General features: G+C 38.2%; 19 protein-coding genes. 10 read left to right on the top strand and 9 right to left on the bottom strand.

Features of this window, described 5'->3' with window-relative positions:
* Window positions 1-166: 166 nt before the first annotated feature.
* Window positions 167-1105: a malate dehydrogenase gene (gene mdh / locus R2R71_RS15630; protein WP_316832218.1), complete on the bottom strand. Its 939-nt coding sequence runs from the start codon at window positions 1103-1105 to the stop codon at window positions 167-169.
* A gap of 151 nt (window positions 1106-1256) precedes the next feature.
* On the opposite strand from mdh, the gene R2R71_RS15625 reads away from it, so the two are divergent.
* The 4 genes from R2R71_RS15625 (at window position 1257) to R2R71_RS15610 (ending at window position 8221) form a co-directional block, all read left to right on the top strand.
* Complete coding sequence (locus R2R71_RS15625) at window positions 1257-1709, top strand: lipocalin family protein (protein ID WP_316832217.1); 453 nt, start codon at window positions 1257-1259, stop codon at window positions 1707-1709.
* Window positions 1710-1960: 251 nt separating this feature from the next.
* A complete protein-coding gene (gene dnaE, locus R2R71_RS15620) occupies window positions 1961-6394 on the top strand; it encodes a DNA polymerase III subunit alpha (RefSeq protein ID WP_316832216.1) in 4434 nt (1477 codons plus the stop codon).
* Between the two features lie 166 nt (window positions 6395-6560).
* Window positions 6561-6881, top strand: coding sequence for a thioredoxin (gene trxA / locus R2R71_RS15615; RefSeq protein WP_316832215.1), 321 nt, complete (start codon window positions 6561-6563; stop codon window positions 6879-6881).
* Window positions 6882-7012: 131 nt separating this feature from the next.
* Window positions 7013-8221, top strand: a complete 1209-nt coding sequence (locus tag R2R71_RS15610) for a PQQ-dependent sugar dehydrogenase (protein ID WP_316832214.1) — start codon at window positions 7013-7015, stop codon at window positions 8219-8221.
* A 52-nt stretch (window positions 8222-8273) separates the two neighbouring features.
* Here R2R71_RS15610 and R2R71_RS15605 read toward each other — a convergent pair whose 3' ends face one another.
* The gene (locus R2R71_RS15605; protein WP_316832213.1) at window positions 8274-8963 is read right to left on the bottom strand and encodes a hypothetical protein; all 690 of its coding nucleotides are present in this window, start codon (window positions 8961-8963) and stop codon (window positions 8274-8276) included.
* A 78-nt stretch (window positions 8964-9041) separates the two neighbouring features.
* Between R2R71_RS15605 and R2R71_RS15600 the strand changes: the two genes are divergently transcribed.
* The 3 genes from R2R71_RS15600 (at window position 9042) to R2R71_RS15590 (ending at window position 11014) form a co-directional block, all read left to right on the top strand.
* On the top strand, window positions 9042-9959 hold the full coding sequence (locus R2R71_RS15600) for a DUF58 domain-containing protein (RefSeq protein ID WP_316832212.1): 918 nt from the start codon (window positions 9042-9044) through the stop codon (window positions 9957-9959).
* 71 nt (window positions 9960-10030) lie between these two features.
* Window positions 10031-10492 (top strand): redoxin domain-containing protein, encoded by a 462-nt coding sequence (locus R2R71_RS15595; protein ID WP_316832211.1) that lies wholly within the window; start codon window positions 10031-10033, stop codon window positions 10490-10492.
* Window positions 10493-10495: 3 nt separating this feature from the next.
* Window positions 10496-11014: a DsbA family protein gene (locus tag R2R71_RS15590; RefSeq protein ID WP_316832210.1), complete on the top strand. Its 519-nt coding sequence runs from the start codon at window positions 10496-10498 to the stop codon at window positions 11012-11014.
* Window positions 11015-11203: 189 nt separating this feature from the next.
* Here R2R71_RS15590 and hppD read toward each other — a convergent pair whose 3' ends face one another.
* Together hppD and R2R71_RS15580 are read right to left on the bottom strand one after the other, a co-directional pair.
* Window positions 11204-12334, bottom strand: coding sequence for a 4-hydroxyphenylpyruvate dioxygenase (gene hppD / locus R2R71_RS15585; protein ID WP_316832209.1), 1131 nt, complete (start codon window positions 12332-12334; stop codon window positions 11204-11206).
* 70 nt (window positions 12335-12404) lie between these two features.
* Entirely contained in the window at window positions 12405-13568 is a 1164-nt protein-coding gene (locus R2R71_RS15580; protein ID WP_316832208.1) for a homogentisate 1,2-dioxygenase, read from the bottom strand.
* A 321-nt stretch (window positions 13569-13889) separates the two neighbouring features.
* Here R2R71_RS15580 and R2R71_RS15575 point away from each other — a divergent pair, with 321 nt between their 5' ends.
* From R2R71_RS15575 to R2R71_RS15565, 3 genes are all read left to right on the top strand, one after another.
* Window positions 13890-14885 (top strand): fumarylacetoacetate hydrolase family protein, encoded by a 996-nt coding sequence (locus R2R71_RS15575; RefSeq protein ID WP_316832207.1) that lies wholly within the window; start codon window positions 13890-13892, stop codon window positions 14883-14885.
* A 130-nt stretch (window positions 14886-15015) separates the two neighbouring features.
* Entirely contained in the window at window positions 15016-15903 is an 888-nt protein-coding gene (locus R2R71_RS15570) for a flavin reductase family protein (protein WP_316832206.1), read from the top strand.
* A 23-nt stretch (window positions 15904-15926) separates the two neighbouring features.
* The gene (locus tag R2R71_RS15565) at window positions 15927-16529 is read left to right on the top strand and encodes a YdeI/OmpD-associated family protein (RefSeq protein WP_316832205.1); all 603 of its coding nucleotides are present in this window, start codon (window positions 15927-15929) and stop codon (window positions 16527-16529) included.
* 2 nt (window positions 16530-16531) lie between these two features.
* Here R2R71_RS15565 and R2R71_RS15560 read toward each other — a convergent pair whose 3' ends face one another.
* The 5 genes from R2R71_RS15560 to R2R71_RS15540 all read right to left on the bottom strand — a co-directional run bounded on the left by R2R71_RS15560 (window position 16532) and on the right by R2R71_RS15540 (window position 20976).
* Window positions 16532-17080: a C40 family peptidase gene (locus R2R71_RS15560; RefSeq protein WP_316832204.1), complete on the bottom strand. Its 549-nt coding sequence runs from the start codon at window positions 17078-17080 to the stop codon at window positions 16532-16534.
* A gap of 107 nt (window positions 17081-17187) precedes the next feature.
* A complete protein-coding gene (locus R2R71_RS15555; protein ID WP_316832203.1) occupies window positions 17188-17562 on the bottom strand; it encodes a DUF4870 domain-containing protein in 375 nt (124 codons plus the stop codon).
* A 102-nt stretch (window positions 17563-17664) separates the two neighbouring features.
* Window positions 17665-18366, bottom strand: coding sequence for an SDR family oxidoreductase (locus R2R71_RS15550; protein ID WP_316832202.1), 702 nt, complete (start codon window positions 18364-18366; stop codon window positions 17665-17667).
* 24 nt (window positions 18367-18390) lie between these two features.
* On the bottom strand, window positions 18391-20169 hold the full coding sequence (locus R2R71_RS15545) for an aromatic amino acid hydroxylase (RefSeq protein WP_316832201.1): 1779 nt from the start codon (window positions 20167-20169) through the stop codon (window positions 18391-18393).
* 303 nt (window positions 20170-20472) lie between these two features.
* Window positions 20473-20976, bottom strand: coding sequence for a GtrA family protein (locus R2R71_RS15540; protein ID WP_316832200.1), 504 nt, complete (start codon window positions 20974-20976; stop codon window positions 20473-20475).
* Window positions 20977-20988: the final 12 nt, after the last annotated feature.

Below are 20988 nucleotides of genomic sequence, written 5' to 3'. Positions count from 1 at the left end.
TACCTTAACACATAAGTATAAATGACTTAGGTTATCTTAGGTGCCTAAGGTGGTTAATTTATTATATATTGCCAACTTAGGTTTTAAGTTGTTGTTCACCACCTAAGACACCTTAGTACATATAAGCATAAGTGACTTAGGTTATCAAAGGTGGTTAATCCTTTCGTTACACAAGTTTCATTTCAGCTAAAACGCTGTTCATGTTTCTAACGGCGTCGGCACTTTTGTTAAAAGCAGCCTGCTCTTCATCGTTTAATTTAAAATCGATAATTTTTTCCCAGCCGCTGCGGCCAATAATAACCGGAACACCCAGGCAGATATCGCTCTGGCCGTATTCGCCTTCTAAGGAAACACAGCAGGTGAACAGTTTTTTCTCATCGCGAAGAATTGCCTCTACGAGTGCAGCACCGGCAGCACCCGGAGCATACCAGGCAGATGTGCCAATCAAACCAGTTAAAGTTGCTCCGCCAACCATGGTATCGGCCGCCACTTTGTCAAGCGTATCTTTATCTAATAAATTGCTTACGGGTAAACTTTGGTAAGTAGCTAACCTCGTCAAAGGAATCATTGTTGTATCGCCATGTCCACCAATTACAAAACCCTGTAAATCGCCCGGATTGCAATTTAAAGCCTGCGATAAATAAAATTTAAAGCGAGAACTGTCTAAAGTTCCACCCATTCCAATAATACGGTTTTTAGGTAGTCCTAACGATTTCAAAGCAAGGTAGGTCATGGTATCCATTGGATTACTGATCACAATGATGATAGCCTCAGGCGAAAATTTTAGTATGTTTTCCGCAACGCCTTTAACAATACCCGCATTAATTCCAATCAGTTCCTCACGGGTCATTCCTGGTTTACGTGGCAGTCCTGAGGTAATTACCACAACCTGCGAGCCTGCGGTTTTACTGTAATCGTTGGTTACACCGGTAATTTTGGTGTCAAACCCCAGAAGAGTTGCAGTTTGCATCATATCAATGGCTTTGCCCTCTGCAAATCCTTCTTTAATATCTAATAATACAAGCTCGTTCGCCAGTTCTTTCCGTGCAATGTTATCTGCACAAGTTGCGCCTACAGCGCCTGCTCCTACAACCGTTACTTTCATATATCTAAATTTTATGGTTTGCTGTTAATTACCAATCGAAGGTATAAATAAATATAAGGTTAAAAAATCCTTTTCAAAACTTTATAATTTCATGATGGTTTACTGATCAGGCTTAATGTAGAGAGGTTAAGGCTTAAAGCATTTTTATATTATGGAAAATAAACCCGTAAAAACAATTGATTACAAGGCTTTTGAAGGTAAGTGGTATTCTTTGTATTCGATTCCGACTTTAATGGATAAACACTGGAAGCAAACTACTGAAACGTACACCCTTGTTGATGACGAGCATTTTGATGTTTATACGAGCTATCATAAAGAAGGCAAAACAGAAGAAAAATCGATAAAATCGAAATTATTCTTTAACGTGGAAAAGCCAGACGGGGATATGAAAGCACAGTTTTTATGGCCTTTTAAAATTGGCTACTGGGTTATTGAACTGGCCGATGATTACAGTTATGTGGTGGTGGGGCATCCTGAAGAAAAATACCTTTTTATTATGGCAAGGGAACCACGAATGGAAGCAGATTTACTGGTACATATTATTGAACGTTGCAGACAAAAAGGCTATGAAGTAAGCGATTTGGTAAGCCAGGAACATTTTTAGGATGTTTGTAAATGCATTCATCATTTCGAAGCCGATTTTTTATCTGCCCGGCGATCTTATTACAGAAGTTGATTTCGCAGTTTAGTCCTAGCCATATTCGGTTTAATGACGAACTTAAATCAATTTCCTAATTCAACATTCATTCATTCAATCCCTATCTTTTGTTGATAAAATCCTGACAACATCAACCCGCGAAATTGTTATTTTTGAAGAACCGTTAATATCCTGCGGTTAATCTTTTAAAGCAACATATGTACTTGATTTTTGATACGGAAACTACTGGTTTGCCTCGTAACTACAATGCTCCGATTACCGATACCGATAATTGGCCGCGTTGTATACAAATTGCCTGGCAATTACATGATGAGATGGGAAGGATGGTTGAGCATCAGGATTATCTGGTTAAACCTGAAGGATTTAATATCCCGTATGATGCTGAACGTATTCATGGTATTTCTACCGAGCTTGCGGCTGAGCAGGGAATAACACTTGCCGAGGTTCTTGAAAAATTCAATATTGCCTTATCAAAAGCTAAATTCATTGTCGGGCAAAATGTTGGCTTCGACGTGAATATTATGGGTTGCGAGTTCTACCGTTTTGGTGTAGAAAACCGCATGGCTGAAATGCCTATTCTTGATACCTGTACCGAAGTAACAGCCGATTTACTGAAACTTCCGGGTGGTAGAGGTGGTAAATTTAAGTTACCAACGCTAACCGAGTTACATTCTTATCTTTTTGGTGTTCCTTTTAACGAAGCGCACAATGCAACCGCCGACGTTGAAGCAACAACCCGTTGTTTTTTAGCATTGATTAAGAAAGAGGTTTTTAAAAAAGAAGAACTTCTTGTAGATGCAGAATATTTTCCCCGTTTCAGGGAAGTAAATCCCGGCGAGATTCCAAGTTTTGGAATTGCTCATGTAAACCTTAAATCGGCTTCCGATGAAATCCGTAAAAGGTTACAAAAAGCAGAAGGCGGAGGTGTTTCTAAACAAGAACTTGCTGAAAATAAACAAGAGCTGGCGGCCGCAACTTTTGTTCATTTACATAACCATACACAGTTTTCAGTACTGCAAAGTACCATAAGTATCTCTGATCTGGTAAAAGCTACTGCGGCACAGAAAATGCCTGCCGTGGCAATGACCGATCATGCCAACATGATGGGGGCTTTCCATTTTGTAAATAATGTTTTAAACCATAACAAAGCTGCTGAGGCAAAAAATGCAGCTGCGATAGAAGCAGGTGAAAGACCAACGGAGGTCGTAATGACTCCGATTGTGGGTGTCGAGTTTTTTGTTTGCGAAAACCACTTAGACAGAACTGCTAAAGATAATGGTTACCAGATTGTGTTGCTGGCGAAGAATAAGAACGGTTATCATAACCTGGCGAAAATGTCGTCAATTGCCTATACTAAAGGTTTTTATTACGTGCCGCGTATCGACAGACAGGTTATCGAGCAATATAAAGAAGATATTATCGTATTGTCGGGAAACTTATCGGGCGAGATTTCCAATAAAATTTTAAATATAGGTGAGAACCAAGCAGAGGAAGCTTTGCTTTGGTGGAAAGCACAATTTGGTGATGATTTTTACATCGAGGTAATGCGGCATAACCAGGAAGATGAGGATAGGGTGAATGCATCCCTCATTTCGCTGGCTAAAAGGCATGATGTAAAGCTTATTGCAACAAATAATACTTACTATATAAATAAAAAGGATGCCAATGCACATGATATCCTATTGTGTGTAAAGGATGGTGAAAAGCAGGCAACGCCAATTGGCCGTGGCCGTGGTTACCGCTACGGATTGCCAAACCAGGAATACTACTTTAAATCGGGCGATGAAATGAAATCGCTTTTTGCTGATCTGCCCGATGCCATCCTGAATATTCAGGAAATATTAGATAAGGTAGAAACCTATAAACTTGCACGTGAAGTATTATTACCTAAATTCGATATTCCTGAAGAGTTTCAGGTTGCTGAAGATGAAACCGATGGCGGTAAACGCGGGGAGAATAAATTTTTAGCCCATTTAACTTACGAGGGTGCAAAACGCCGTTACGGAACCTTAACTGAGGATATAACCGAGCGTTTGGATTTTGAGTTAGCTACTATCGAAAAAACAGGTTATCCGGGTTATTTTCTTATTGTACAAGATTTTATTGCCGAGGCACGTAATCTCGATGTATCGGTAGGGCCAGGTAGGGGCTCGGCAGCAGGATCAGCCGTGGCTTACTGTTTGGGGATTACCAATATCGACCCGATTAAATATGATCTCCTTTTTGAGCGTTTCCTGAATCCCGACAGGGTTTCCATGCCCGATATCGATATCGATTTCGATGATGAGGGCCGTGGCAGGGTAATGGATTACGTAATCAATAAATACGGTGCTAATCAGGTAGCGCAAATCATTACCTATGGTACCATGGCGGCCAAATCTTCTATACGGGATACAGCAAGGGTACTTGATCTGCCATTGTTCGAGGCTGATAAGATTGCCAAGCTGATTCCCAATATGAAGCTGGCCAAAATCTTTAATCTCGATGAAAAGAGTTTGAAAGATGCCTTACGTCCTGATGAATACGAGAAGGTAGTAGAGCTTAAAAATCTGGGTAATCAGAAAGATTTAAGTGCCGAAACCATACAGCAGGCACAGGTATTGGAAGGTTCTTTAAGGAATACCGGTATCCATGCCTGCGGGGTAATCATTACGCCGAGCGACATTACCAACTTCGTTCCGGTATCGGTTGCCAAAGATTCTGATTTATACGTTACCCAGTTCGATAACTCGGTGGTAGAAAGTGCCGGATTACTGAAAATGGACTTCCTGGGTTTAAAAACCCTCACCCTGATAAAGGATACGGTAAAGCTGGTGAAGAAAAGGCATGGCATCGACCTTAATCCGGATAATTTTCCGATTGATGATGTAATGACCTACGAGCTTTTCCAGCGTGGCGAAACCATTGGGATTTTCCAGTACGAGAGTCCGGGTATGCAGAAATACATGAAGGAGCTTAAGCCAACTGTTTTCGACGATTTAATTGCCATGAACGCTTTATACCGTCCGGGGCCAATGGAGTATATTCCGAGTTTCGTTCGTCGAAAAAACGGAGAGGAAGAAATCAAATACGATCTTGATGCATGCGAAGAATACCTTAAAGAAACTTATGGTATCACCGTTTACCAGGAACAGGTAATGCTTTTATCGCAAAAGCTGGCTGGTTTTACCAAAGGTGAGGCCGACGTTTTGCGTAAAGCGATGGGTAAGAAACAGAAAGATGTACTTGATAAAATGAAGCCAAAATTTGTAAAACAAGCTTCAGAAAAAGGGCATTCAGCAGAGGTTTTAGAGAAAATATGGAAAGACTGGGAGGCCTTTGCATCTTATGCTTTCAATAAGTCGCACTCTACCTGTTATGCCTGGATTGCATATCAAACAGCCTATTTAAAAGCACATTACCCTGCAGAATATATGGCTGCGGTACTTTCCAATAACATGAGCGACATTAAACAGGTGGCTTTCTTTATGGAAGAGTGCCGTCAGATGGGTGTTGTGGTTCTAGGACCTGATGTTAACGAGTCTGACCTTAAATTCTCCGTTAATACCAAAGGTGAGGTTCGTTTTGGCATGTCAGCCGTTAAGGGAGTTGGTGAAAAAGCTGTTGAAAGTATTATTGAGGAACGTACCGAAAAGGGACCTTATGCTACAGTTTATGATTTTGCGAAACGCTCGAATACGCGGATTGTAAATAAGAAGGCTTACGAGAGCTTTGTTTATAGCGGTGCTTTTGATGCATTTGGCGGACATCGGGCCCAATATTTTTACATCGGCCCTAACGATAAAATGAACGGCATCGAGAAGATTATCAAATACGCCAACGATTTCCAAAACAATGAAAGTACTTCTCAGGCCTCATTGTTTGGCGGTTCAAAGGCTGATATGATTTTGGAACCAAGTTTACCGGTTTCTCCGGAATGGGCTTTAATGGATCGGCTTAAGTATGAAAAAGATGCCATCGGAATTTTTCTTTCAGGCCATCCTTTGGATAATTATAAACTCGAACTGGATAGATTCTGTACACACGGTGTACGCCAATTAAGCATAATTAACAAAGTTAGGATGGGCGATACAAATGAGGAGGTACTTGCAGAGTTTACGAAGCTACAGAACCGTGAACTGTGTGTTGGTGGTCTGGTTGTTACCGCATCCCAAAGAATAACTAAAACAGGTAAACCTTTCGGCACATTTGTTTTTGAAGATTATGATGATGCCTGTGAAATGGCCTTATTCGGCGAAGATTTCCTTAAGTTCAAATCATTTTTAACTGAAGGTTATTTCCTTCAGATACGAGGAAGAGTGGGCGAACGTTTTGGGAAAGCGGGTGATTGGGAGTTTAAAATCACTTCGATAAATCTGATGTCAGAGTTAAGGGATAAGCTGGCTAAAAGCCTTACCATTCAGGTGCCTATCGAAAGGGTAAACGAAGATTTAATGCGCCAGATTGAGGAGATTTTAGCAGACAATAAGGCAAATTCCGAGCAGCAAAACTGTCAGCTTAATTTTGCCGTTTTTGATAGCGAGAAGCAGATAATGCTCGATTTGCCTTCCAAAAATTTAAAGATCAATCCAAACAATAAGTTCCTCGAACAATTAACCGGATTGAATGTTGTAAATTACAAGTTAAACTAGGTTTGTTAATTCAATACGAAGTACAAAGTAATTTGTTAGCATAAAGGTTTATCATACCCAACAACAAGGATGATTTTTAACTTTATAAAGCTAATGTCAAATTGACATTACAGAGTGAGTGGCATTACAATTGAATACATATATTTGAACATAAAAAAAATTAATTATGGCATTAGAAATCACAGATGCAAACTTCGAGGAGCTTGTATTAAAATCAGATAAACCAGTATTAGTAGATTTTTGGGCAGAGTGGTGTGGCCCTTGTCGCATGGTAGGTCCTGTAGTAGAAGAAATCGCAAAAGAGTATGATGGTAAAGCAATCGTTGGTAAAGTTAACGTAGATAATAACCCTCAAATTTCGATGCAATTTGGTATTCGTAACATCCCTGCTTTGTTGTATTTCAAAGACGGACAGGTTGTTGATAAACAAGTAGGTGCAGTTCCAAAATCTATCTTAGCCGATAAATTAAACAAGCAGTTAGCCTAGTCTACGCTTAAAGCATAAAGATGAAAGCCATCAGGCTTGTAACATATTTAAAACCCGGATTCAATTGTTTGATTCGGGTTTTTTTATGCCAGAATAATTTTGTTCCTTTATCGTAAAACTCAATCATTTCTATGAACCTAGTAACTAACAAAACTTTAGGTGTAGTTTTAACAGCATTATCAGCAGGTTTGGCCTTAACGAGCCCGGCTTTTGCTCAAAATCCTGTAGAAACGAATAAACCTTCTGCCGATTATAAACCTGCCTTTGAAGGACAAACCCGAATTGCAGGCGTAAAAACAAGTACAGCCATTGATGTTTCTGTATTAAATGATAAACTCGAAAACCCGTGGGCAATTTCTGTATTGCCTAATGGTGGATTTTTAATTACCCAAAAGAGAGGTACAATGGTTATCCTTGGTGCTGATGGTAAATTAAGCAAAACAATTACTGGTTTGCCGAAAGTAGACCCATCCGGACAAGGTGGTTTGCTTGATGTAACTTTAGACCCTGATTTTGCTAAAAACAGAATGGTTTATTATGCTTACTCAGAACCTCAGGATAAAGGTGTTTTACTGGCCATTGCAAAAGGTAAATTATCGGCTAGTGAAACAGCTTTGGAAAATCAAACCGTAATTTATCGTGCAACACCTGCTTATACAGGTAAACTACAGTATGGTTCACGTATCGTATTCGATAAAGATGGAAATTTATTTGTAAGTACAGGCGAACGTTCCGGAAATGATATCAGAATCCAGGCACAATACCTGAATTCTTCTTTAGGGAAAATTTTACACCTTACCAAAGATGGAAAAGCCGTGCCTAACGGACCATTTGCTGGTAAGGCAGATGCAAGGCCGGAAATTTATGCACTCGGATTACGTAATCCCGATGGTTTGGCCATAAACCCACAAACAGGCGATTTATGGGAAGCCGAATTTGGTCCAAAAGGTGGCGATGAGGTGAATATTATTAAACCTGGTAAGAACTATGGTTGGCCAATAATTACCTATGGTACGGAATACAGTGGACAAAAAGTTGGTGATGGTATTCAGCAAAAAGAAGGTATGGAGCAACCGGTTTATTTCTGGAATCCAAGTATTTCTCCAGGCTGTATTGCTTTTTACAATGCTTCTACAATTCCTGAATGGAAAGGTAATCTTTTTGTTGGCGGCTTAGGCGGTTCGCATATTATCCGCTTGGTTATTAAAGACAATAAAATTGTTGGTGAAGAAAGATTACTGGAAGGAATGGGCGAACGTTTCCGTGATATGGTAGAAAAAGGTGGCGCAATATACAGTGTAACCGATAACGGAAAGTTATACAAGATAGCAAAGAAGTAAAAGCTATAATGGATATATTAATCCCGATTTCACAAAGTGATTTCGGGATTTTTTAATTATTTCCGTCAAGCATGCCTATCTTATCCGCATCAGATGTAGACCGTACTAGGTTATCAAATTTTTTCAATTCAATTATTGATTTATGATCAGTGTAATTTTTAATGCATTCTGATAAATATAGTAATGCTTGCTCTTTGCCCTTGTGAAACAATAAACAGAAGGTCACTGATTCATCATAATTTGGATTTTTAGCCTTCTTTATATCCTTGTTTTTTATCACACTATCATAAGCTTCTTTATAATAGAGTTTAGCATTTTTAGGTTCCTTGAGATAAAATTCATAAATAACACCTTGCTTAATAATGTTTTTAAAATTTAAAGGTTCAATAATTCTAACTTTAGACAGGACAAGTAATGCCTCTTTGTATCTTTTGAGTCGTACTAATGGGAAAACTTTCGTTCGGTAAGCCAAAGCATATGTAGGTTCTATTGTAGTGGCACTATCAAGGAATTTTAACATATTTTTAAATTTTTTATCCTGATTCTCTTCTGTGCTAAATTGATACATCACAGCTTTTTTCTGTAGTTCAATAGCTTTCTGAGAAAATTTGTTTTTTGACGACTTTTGCGCAAATGTTATAAAGGGAAACGTCAGTAGGATAACAAAAAAATATTTGACAATTAATTTCTTCCATTTATATGATTTTATATCGTCAATAAAAAAATGTGCTTTTTTATTCATGAGTGCTAATTTTTGTAACTAAGATATAAAAAGCATTTTATGCATGAAGATTGACAGGATAATTTTTAGCTTTACGATATGCAGGAACTTAATTATGAAAACGAATCGGGTTATGGTAATCTTGAACTGCTGGCAAAGCAGGTTGTAGAAGGTTTCATAACAGGTTTGCATAAAAGTCCTTTTCATGGTTTTTCGGTAGAGTTTGCAGAGCACCGCCAGTATAATAATGGCGATAACGTTAAAAACATCGATTGGAAATTATATGCCAAAACCGATAAGCTTTACAGTAAGCGGTTTGAGGAAGAAACAAATCTGCGTTGCCAGTTTGTAATTGATGTTTCTTCATCGATGTATTTTCCTGCACCTAAAAACAATAAGCTCAGTTTTTCGATTGAGGCTACAGCTTCATTAATGTATCTCTTGAAGAAACAACGTGATGCTTTCGGATTGAGCCTCTTTACCGATGAAATTTTACTTAATTCACCAGCAAAATCTACAACGGTACATCAGAAGTATCTGTTTTCGAGGCTTGAAGATTTGCTGCAAAAGCCTAAAATAAATGCCCAAACCAATTTAAGCGAAGCATTACATCAGGTTGCAGAATTAATTCATAAACGCTCTCTGGTAATTATTTTCAGCGATTTATTTAATACCTATACCAGTGCCGAGAAAACCGATGAATTTTTTGACGCTTTACAACACCTTAAGTTTAACAAACACGAAATTGTTGTTTTTAATGTAATTGATAAAGCCAGGGAAGTAGACTTCGAGTTTGAGAATCGCCCATATCAGTTTATCGACATGGAGACCGGCGATACCATTAAGGTACACACCAATCAGGTTAAGGAAAACTATACTGCAGCAGTTTCAGATTATCGCCGGCAGGTTGCTTTAAAATGTGCTCAATATAAAATCGACCTCATCGATGCAGACATAAATGAAGGTTTTTACCCAATACTCCAGTCGTATTTAATTAAAAGACAAAAGTTAGGTTAAGTCTTTTAAACCGATGACAAACAACTGGGGCATTAAGCTGTTACTAATGATGTAATTTTAAAAGCTAAAATATGTTAGAAAAAGGCGCTACAGCACCAGATTTTGAATTGAATGCTACTCCCGACCAAAAAATAAAACTCAAAGATTTTAAAGGAAAAAATGTAATTCTCGCTTTCTATCCCGCCGATTGGAGCCCGGTTTGCAGCGACCAGATGGCACTGTATAATGAAATGCTTAAGTATTTTAACAAGTACGACGCACAGATTTTCGGAATTTCAGTTGATAGTGTATGGTGCCATTTAGCATTTTCAGGCGACCGTAAACTTCACTTTCCTTTATTGGCTGATTTTGAACCTAAAGGTAAAATTTCTAAAGCTTACGGGGTTTATGATGAAGAAACAGGCGAAAGTAAAAGAGCCTTATTCGTAATTGATGCTGAAGGAAAGATAGCCTGGAGTTATTTATCGCCAACAGCAGTTAATCCGGGTGCCGATGGAATTTTAGATGCATTGGAAACTTTAACCAAAAAATAATATATGAGCACATTAAAACCCGAAGTTTCGGCCACAGACCACTTTGAAGGTAATGCATCGGCCCCTATAGAAATTGTTGAATATGGCGATTATGAATGTCCACACTGTGGAAATGCTTATCCTGTTATTAAAGAAATACAGCAGGTTTTTGGTAACCAGATAAAATTTGTTTTTCGTAATTTTCCTTTACAGGAAGCACATCAATTTGCGTTTTCTGCCGCATTAGCGGCGGAGGCAGCTGCACTGCAAGGTAAATTCTGGGAAATGCACGATGCGATATATGAAAATCAAAGCCGTATTGGAAATGAGCTTTTCGACGAATTGGCGAAAACCATCGGATTGGATTTAGAAAAATTCAAAGCGGATGTTGAGGCTGATGAAACACAGCAAAAGGTTGAATCAGACTTTGAAAGTGGTATAAGAAGTGGTGTAAACGGAACTCCATCATTCTATATCAATGGAACGAAGTTCGATGGTGGTGTGATGGATTTATTTCAAATGCTGAAGGAAAGCGCTGAATAATAAAAAACCTCATGTATTTTGCAATACATGAGGTATCAGATAAGGGTAACCGGAAAACTAAAAAACTAATTATGAGTTTTTAGAATTTAACAAAACGGAAATCGCTTCTGGTGTTTCGTTAATTCAAAGGTGCATTTCAATTATGAAGTTTTAGTGAAGAAAATTCATTTTCACTTCTTAACTAATTAATTATAAGTTTCCACGTAGTTCCTGTTCACGTTCCAATGATTCGAACAATGCCTTAAAATTACCGGCCCCAAAGCTTTGAGCACCTTTTCTTTGAATGATTTCGAAAAATAAGGTTGGCCTGTCTTCAATTGGTTTTGTAAAGATTTGTAATAAATAACCTTCCTCATCACAATCAACCAGTATACCCAAACGTTCAAGTATCGCAATTTCTTCATCTATTTTACCAACCCTGTTAGGCATCATATCGTAGTAAGCCTCTGGCGGTGCACTCAAAAATTCAACGCCACGCGATTTTAGTTCTGTTACTGTTTTAACAATATCCTTTGTGGCTACGGCAATATGCTGCACACCTTCACCTTCATAATATTCTAAATATTCTTCAATCTGCGATTTCTTTTTTCCCTCTGCAGGTTCGTTGATCGGGAATTTAGAATAACCATTACCGTTACTCATCACTTTACTCATCAAAGCTGAGTATTCAGTATTTATTTGTTTATCATCAAAAGATAAAATGTTTACAAAGCCCATAACATCCTCATACCATTTCACAGCCTCATTCATGCGGTTCCAGCCTACATTACCCACACAATGGTCAATATATAGCAATCCGGTTTCGGTTGGCTGATAATCACTTTCCCATACGCGATAACCAGGTAAAAAAGTACCATTATAGTTTTTACGTTCAATGAACATATGAACCGTTTCGCCATAAGTGTAAATACCACTCATCTTAACTTCTCCAAACTCATCACTCAATGTTTTTGGCTCCATATAAGATTTAGCGCCACGTTTAGTTGTTTCTTCGTAGGCACTGTAAGCATCATCAACCCAAAGCGCTAAAACTTTTACACCATCGCCATGTTTTTTTACATGCTCTGAAACAGGATGATCGGATTTTAAAGCGGTAGTTAAAATTAACCTGATTTTACCTTGCTGTAATACATAAGATGCCCTGTCGCGAACCCCGGTTTCAGGGCCTGCATAAGCGAGGCTTTGAAAGCCAAAGGCTGTTTTATAATAATGAGCAGCCTGTTTGGCATTGCCCACATAAAATTCGATATAATCAGTTCCGTTAATTGGCAGAAAATCTTGTGCTTTAGAAATCTTTTCCGCAAATGTTAGTGTTTCCATTTTTTGTTTGTGTTGTTATACGTTTATAAAAGGAATAAAGGGCAGCCTAAACTGAAGTTCTTTAACCAGGCTAATCTTGTTCTTTCCAGCTTTTGAAATAATTTTCATCTTCAATATCCAAAGCATCCTGCGTTAGCATTAAAGGTTTAAATGGGTCAATCATTACAGCGAGTTCATCGGTTTTTTCTTTACCTATTGATTTTTCCACTGTTCCGGGATGCGGTCCGTGAGGGATCCCTCCCGGGTGTAGGGTAATCTGTCCTTTAACCACACTTTTCCGGCTCATAAAATCACCATCAACGTAATAAAGCACTTCATCGCTATCTACATTGCTATGGTTATAAGGCGCTGGAATTGAATCAGGATGGTAATCGTATTTGCGTGGAACAAAGGAGCACACCACAAAGTTATGTCCTTCAAAAGTTTGATGCACCGGAGGCGGCTGGTGTAAACGGCCCGTTATCGGTTCGAAATCGTGAATAGAAAATGCATAAGGGTAATGGTAACCATCCCAGCCAATATAATCGAAAGGTTGGGTGCCATAAGTGTAGGGATAAATTAAACCTTGCTTTTTGATGAGTACCTTGAAATCCCCATATTCATCATGGGTTTGCAGGTTTTCGGGTAATCGCAAATCCCGTTCACAATAGGGCGAATGTTCCATTAACTGACCATACTGATTCAGGTAACGCTTTGGCGGCCTTAACGGACTAAAGCTTTCAACAATGAACAACCTGTTTTCTTCATTATCGAATTCCATCTGGTAAATGGTTCCTCGTGGAATAATCAGGTAATCGCCATAAGCAAATTTAATTTCACCAAATCCGGTTTTAAGCTTTCCCGATCCTTCATGTATAAAAATCATTTCATCAGCCTGACTGTTCTTATAAAAGTAGTCTGTCATCGATTTTCGTGGCGCAGCGAGAACGATATGCAAATCGTTGTTAACCAGAACCGGTTTGCGGCTCTTTAAAAAATCGTCTTCAGGCTTAATTTTAAAACCAATTAAGCTGGTGTGTTTAAGGTGCTTTTCGCGTGCAATTTTTGGCTCAACACTATAGGGCTCACCTAAATGTTTTACAATGGTTGGCGGGTGACAATGGTAAACCAGCGAATAAAGGCTCGAAAAGCCTTCTGTCGATACCAATTCTTCAGCGTATAAATTACCATCAGGTTTACGGAAAACCGTATGTCGCTTTGCAGGAATTTGCCCCAATTTATGATAAACAGGCATATTGATTTATGTTTTGGTTAGAAAAAAATCTTTAAGAAATAAACAATTAAAACGGAGATGCGTTTCAATTAAATAGAAAAGAAGTGGATATTACAGAGAATATTGAGCCATGATTAATTTAGATAGCATTTTGTAACGACGTGCAGCAATGGCATCGTTTACAAGATTGATATGTAATGCTTTTAAAATCATGGTTTTGATGGAGCTAAAATACAGATTTTATTTTGAACACAAAATTATGAAGCTCCAATAAAAATTAATTTGTAGTTTTAATTATAACGCTAATCATTAGCTTTACCTCGTATTTTAACCAAATCGTATATGAAATTTGTATCCTACAAAACCGAAGACCAAGAGCATCTTGGCATTTTCAATAACGGACATATTTATAATCTTAATAGTTGCGACAAGCTGATTCCTGATAATATGAAAGAGTTTCTGGAAGGTGGCGAAGTACTGATGGAAAGGGCAAAAAAGGTAGATTCGGAAATAAAGAGTAATACAATTCAAGCCAAAGAAGAAATATTTTATGAGCTTCTGGCTCCTGTTCCTCACCCTACAAGTTGCAGGGACGGTTATGCTTTTAGGCAACACGTAGCAGCGGCCCGTAGAAACCGTAAAGTAGATATGATACCTCAGTTTGATGAATACCCTATTTTTTACTTTACGAATCATAACGCCATTCAGGGTACGGGTGAAATAGAATGTATGCCTGATCATTTTGAAAAACTGGATTTTGAGCTGGAACTGGCGATTGTAATCGGTAAGAAAGGTAGAAATATTAAAGCTGCAGAAGCGGATGAATACATTGCTGGTTATATGATTATGAACGATATGAGTGCCAGGACGTTACAGATGGAAGAAATGTTGTTAAACCTGGGCCCGGCAAAAGGAAAAGACTTTTCTACCGTTATTGGTCCCTGGTTGGTAACACCTGATGAACTGGAACAATATAAGGTTGCACCGAAAGAAGGGCATACCGGTAATGCCTATAATTTAAAAATGACTTGCAGAGTTAACGGAACTGAGGTTTCAAATGGAAATGCTGCGGATATGGACTGGACATTTGCCGAAATTATTGAGCGCTGCGCTTATGGTGTTGATGTTTTGCCTGGTGATGTTATTGGTTCCGGAACTGTTGGAACAGGATGCTTCCTGGAGTTAAACGGAACAGGTTTGCTAAGCAATCCAGATTATAAAACCCAATGGCTACAACCTGGCGATGTTGTTGAAATGGAAATTACAGGTTTGGGAGCCTTAACCAATACAATTACTAAAGTAGAAACCGACTTTTCGATATTGGCCTTGAAAAAATAGTTTTGGGCTGTCGTCATGCTGAATTTATTTCAGCATCTCTCTTGCACTAAGACCCTGACATAAATTCAGTGTGACGACAATTAAAGACAGAAAAATTGACGATTAACTTTTAACGACAAACTCTTTTAAATTGTTATCTCTTAATACAGAAGATTTATCGGCCGTTCAGTTGCAGGATTACCTGCAATATGCAATAGCGCCACGGCCAATTTGCTTTGCTTCAACAATTGATGGGGAAGGAAATATTAATTTAAGCCCTTTCAGCTTTTTTAATATGTTCAGTACAAAACCACCAATCTGTATTTTTTCACCAGCAAGGCGAGTACGCGATAACACAACGAAACACACTTTGGAAAACGTAATGCAGGTTAAAGAGTGTGTGATCAATATTGTTGATTACAATATGGTACAACAGATGAGTCTGGCTAGTACAGAGTATGGAAAGGGGATTAATGAGTTTGAAAAGGCAGGTTTTACGATGTTGGAGTCAGACATTGTTCGTCCTCCGCGTGTAGCAGAAGCACCCGTTCAGTTTGAATGTGTTATAAACGATGTAATTGCACTGGGCGATAATCATGGCGCTGGTAATCTGGTTTTGGCAGAAATAAAACGAATCCATATTAATGAAGCTATACTGGATGAAAAGGGGAAAATCGACCAGCAAAAAATAGATTTGGTGGCCCGCTTAGGTGGCGATTGGTATTGCAGGGTGACAAGCGAAAACCTGTTTAAAGTTGCTAAACCATTGGCTACACTGGGGCTTGGTGTCGATAGTTTGCCTAAATCAGTAAGGTTATCAAAAGTATTAACAGGAAACGATCTCGGGATGCTTGGAAATGTTGAAACCTTGCCAACAGAAGAAGAAATTGATTTAATTATCCAGTTGCCTGAGGTTAAAGAAGTTTTAGATGCCACCATAGGCGATAGTACCAACAGAGAACGTGAGCTCCATGAACTGGCACAAAGTTTTTTAAGGCAGGGAAATGTATCGCTTGCTTTAAAGATTGTTTTACTTTAATTTTAGTAAACCAAAAATCCATTATGCATACAATTGTAGGAGTTGACCAGTACATTGCAAACTCGGCTGAATTTGCAATTCCCATTTTAGAACATTTGAGAAAACTTGTTCATCGTGCCGATGCAAGGATTGAAGAAAAAATAAAATGGAGTATGCCTTTTTTTGATTTTAAGGGAACAGTTTGCCATATGGCTGCCTTTAAAAATCACTGTGCTTTTGGCTTCTGGAAAGCATCCTTAATGAATGATGACTATAAGATATTTAAAGACCGTTCAGAGGCCATGGGATGGCTAGGGCAAATCAAATCTTTTAGCGATTTACCTGACGACGATGTATTAATTGCATACATTCAACAGGCTATAAAATTAAATGAAGATGGAATAAACCTCCCTCCAAAACCTAAAGTTGCCCCAAAGGAACTTATAGTGCCAGAATATTTTATTGATGCTTTACAGGAAGATCCGGCAGCACTGGCTGTTTTTCAAAACTTTAGTAATTCGAATAAAAAAGAATATGTGCAGTGGTTAATCGAAGCCAAAACAGAAGCAACTCGCTTAAAGCGACTGGAAACTGCTGTAGAATGGATTGCTGAGGGTAAAACGAGGATGTGGAAGTATAAAAAGTAAAGTTATAAAATACTTATTATTTTCATGAAACGGCTTTTGTAATGGCCGTTAAACTCGGTAATGGTAACGCCACGGGCTTTCCCGGATGAAGCGTGAATAAATTTTATTCCGGATTCATCTATTGAATACACAATGCCTACGTGCCCAATTCTCCTGATTCTGGAATTACTTCCCGTAAAGATTAAAACATCACCCACTTTAGCGTTTTCAATGCTGGTTTCTTTTCCGGTAGCACTAAATTCTCTTGAAGAACGCGGAACTTTGAAGCCAAAATTACTGAAAACATAACTTACAAAACCAGAGCAATCGAAACCAATTTTAGGGTTGCTTGTTGCATAACGGTAGGGAATACCCAGCATACTTTTTGCAAAATCAATTAAACTTGTTGAGCTTGTCTGATTCGTTTCTTTAGGCGTTTGTTCGGATTTATTTTTGAGGTTTTCAGAAAGCTTTTTCACCAATTCCTGGTATTGTACAGGTAAGGTTGTTTGGGCTTTAACTGCGTTTGCAGACAAAATGAAAAACAAAATCGGGATTAATATTTTCTTCATATGTTGGCTGCAAAGATATAAAAATTTATTAAACCAGTTTAAAGTGTTGAAAATGAGCTTCAATTAAAAAGCCCCTGGTTTACCAGAGGCTTAATTTTTTTATGTTTTTATATACCAGGAAACATAGTCTGTGCCTTTTCGCCTATAATAGGCATTGGTTTTTTTTCGCCATTAATTGCACCAATTAAGCCTATCAACCAGATAATAAAAAGCGCAATCTGTACCAGGTAAACAATGTAAACCAATGCGCCAATTCCTGTTGACAGCACTATAATGCCAAGTAAAAAGCTTAAAGCCCACCAAAGTACAGTCGAGGCGATTGCGAATAATAGTGTTTGTCTTAATTGATAACTTCCTAACTCGGTTTTGTTATCCTTATGCATCGCAAAATAGGCAATTAACCAGCCAACGATTGTAAAATAACTGAGGATACCGGCAGTTTTGCCATTATCGGTTGTAGCAAAGTTGTTGTTTGTTTCCATATATTTAGATTTAGTTTTTCGCTATGAAAATACGGGAGCCTCTACTAAATAAGGAAAAATAATCAAGAGTAGAAAATATTTTTATTCACAAATTGTTCTTTTTTAAGGAGTTGTGACGGCGACAGGCAGTATTTTTCCATTAAAAAATTTGTGAGCTGTTTTAGCAAAATCAGCAACGTACTTACCCATTTCAAATGCCATAACCGGACTTTGATAACCCGGAAACGCAGCTTCCAGCATTTCCGTTTGCGCCGAACCTAAAGCAAGGCAGTTAATTTTTATTCCTGTTTCGGCCAGTTCAAATGCCAGGCATTCGGTTAAAGTGTGTAAGGCCGCTTTACTTGCTGAATAGGCAGAAAGTCCGGGGAATTTAACACTTCCCTGAAAACCACCCATACTGCCAATATTTACAATGTGGCTGCCATGCTGCATCAAGGGCAAGGTATTTTGTATCATCCTGAAGTGAGCAATAACATTGCTTTGAAGCATTTCTCCTAAATCTTCTTCTGTAGTTTCAGCAAAAGGTTTATTTACTAATGCCCCGGCATTGTTAATTAAAATATCAATGCTGCCAAGCCGTTCTTTTAAAAAGAGGATGAGCGCAGCATAATCGTCATTAACAATATCAAATTCTACTGGTAAAAGTGTACAATCAGGATTAATACCTTTTGCAATTTCTAAAAGCTTTCTGAGTTTATCGGCAGAGCGGGCAATGGCTACAATTTTATTTTCCTTTTGTAAACTAAATTCTAATGCGGTTTCAAATCCTATGCCGCTACTTGCGCCGGTAATTATAATGTTCATGCTATCTTATTTTTGCAAACTTAACTATTCCTCAATTAACTGGCTAACCGGGTTTTTAATTACATGCAAGCCATCACTTATTAATTTCTTATGTTCAGGTTCTCTTCCTGCTTTAATTTCAAGATATACAGTTATTTCTTTCTCTAAGTGATGGTAGGCTTTTTTATGATATACCAATTCTAAAATCTCCATAGCGCAAAGCCAGTCAGTCCGGTGTTTGGTTTTTAATTCATCAAAAATGGGCTGCAGTTTTGCTAAACCTTCACCACTTTCTCTTATTTTTCGTACCTGATCGTAGTATACATGCAATTGCAAAGTTTTATCATCGTAATTAATTTTATGTGTTTTAGCAGTGCTGATTAGGGTAATTTCCTCAAAAGCATCTTTATCTGCTGCGCCATTAAAAACTGAGATAATTTTTTCACCTACGGCCATGTCGTACGTACCCCATTCGGGCCTGAATAGGATATTTCCATTGTTTTCCGTAACGGTACAATCAGTAAAGGCAATTAATATGGTTTTATTGTTTTCTGATGTAATATTTTTTATCCTTCCTTCAACCTTAATTCCGCTTTCAAAGTTTAAGGTTACTCTTGTACCAGGAAAAATATCAAGTGCTCTAAATTCCGAAGAAGTATAATCTTCTAAAGGTTTGGCGGCTCCCTTCAATCGGCCAACGGGCGATGAAAAACCTTCAGCATGGTAATCTTTTCCGTGGTTGGGTAGCTGTTTGCCATTAAATGCCAGGGCAGAAGCTCCCGTTGTTTTAATAAATGTTGGCTCATCGTTTGCACTAATGCCTATGTCGGTAAAAATACCACTAACCTGTAAGCCTGAACTATATACCGCGGTTGCCACATTTTTACAGGCAATGGCTTTCATTAAACTTTCCATTCCGCCTTTTCTAAAAGCCATTGTATCCGCGAACTGTTCCAGTACATCAATCAAATTCTGGAATGTTTCGGTAACAAAAAGCTGCGGTTGTGTTTTTGTAATGTCGTACTGGTAGTTTATTGTGGCAATATTATACCAAAGTTTTTCTACATCTTTTTGCATACAGGAAGCGCTTTCACCAATTGAAGAAAGTAAACCCGCACCATAAATTTTTGGATTTTCCAGAGTGCCGATAAGGCCATACTCAACCGTCCACCAGTGTAAACGGCCCAATAGTGCCATTTCCGATGGTTCTCCCATGTTTTCGCTAATGAAGCTCAGGGCTTTTTCTGCTTTTGCTATTTCGTGCTCATCGGTATCAACAGCCTCTTTTAAGATAGATAATTTTCGTATGGCCTCGTAAAGCTCAAAATCTTTAGCCGAGAACATGGCCTTTGCACCAATCGACCCAAAATAACTCAGGTAATTATTATAATCCGTATCGGCAATGATGGGAGCATGGCCTGCACTTTCATGTATAATATCTGGTGCCGGCGTATATTCGATATGGTTAATCTGGCGGATATCAGCAGCAATAACCAATACCCGGTAAGCCTGGTATTCCATAAATGCCGCAGGTGGAATAAATCCATCAACAGTAACTGCACCCCAGCCGATTTTCCCTAAATTATCATTCATGGTTTGCAAATCGGGGATGTGTTCGATACTAAGTCCCGCCCTTTGCAAGCCTTTTATGTAAGGATAATAGGCAACATTTTTAAGGTAGCTATAATTCTGGCGCATCACGTACCGCCATACTGCCTGGTCTACTGGAGTGTACTTTTCGTAATGCTGGGCAACAATAAACTGCTTCAAATGCTTAGGCAATTTTGCTACCTGCGCATTATTAAAATCATTAAAATCGCTCATTAAGTATTATATAAGTTAGTACTGGCTAAATTAGGTTCTTGTTTTAACCAAAGCAAGAAAGCCATCATTTAAATTAACAGCTGACGGTAAATAAAGTTCTTGCTACTAGAAGTGGATTTATAATCCTTTGAAAAGCAGTTTCCGCATTTCATTTGTGCAGATAGCCGGGCTGTTCGCTAAATCTTTTTCGCAAAAAAGCTCAAAAGGATATCGCTGCCATCCCGTTTATTAATTCAGGCTTGTGCAATGGAAAAAGGGCGATAAGAACAGTTGGAATTATATTTGTTGAGAGTTACGACAGAATCAGTGTTTTCTTTTACTCTTTTTATCACCAACTTTTTTTACACTAAAAGTGAAGTAATGTTGATATAGATAACTGAAACCTGCTATGAGTACAGAAACAGCAACTTTTGAAATTGTTGGATAAATGCCTAATATTTCGATGAAAAATTTTTGAAGTGCAAAAGTTAAAAGGATATTAACGAGATTAAGATTTAAAAATCTGATTAGCTGTATATGGCCTTTTACTTCACTATGGGTGAAAATAACATATCTGTTTAATAAAAAGCTGTAAGGAATTACAACCAAAAAATCAACTACCAACGCGGCAGTTTCTCTTTTAAGCGTAAATAATATGCAATCAATATCTTCGGTATGAAATAAATAATGAAAGGCTAAATAATAAACAATATTGCCCAAAAGCCAAGTGCTGCCTCCTGTAGCCAGATATCTGAAATTATGCTGGGAAATAAAGCCCTTAAAGGGTGGATAAAAGAAATCTATAAAGGCCAGAATTAATCTTCGCATGTTAGTATCAAT

Source organism: Pedobacter aquatilis (assembly GCF_032678405.1).
Lineage (GTDB): Bacteria > Bacteroidota > Bacteroidia > Sphingobacteriales > Sphingobacteriaceae > Pedobacter > Pedobacter aquatilis_A.
This window is presented reverse-complemented; position numbering and strand designations above follow the sequence as displayed.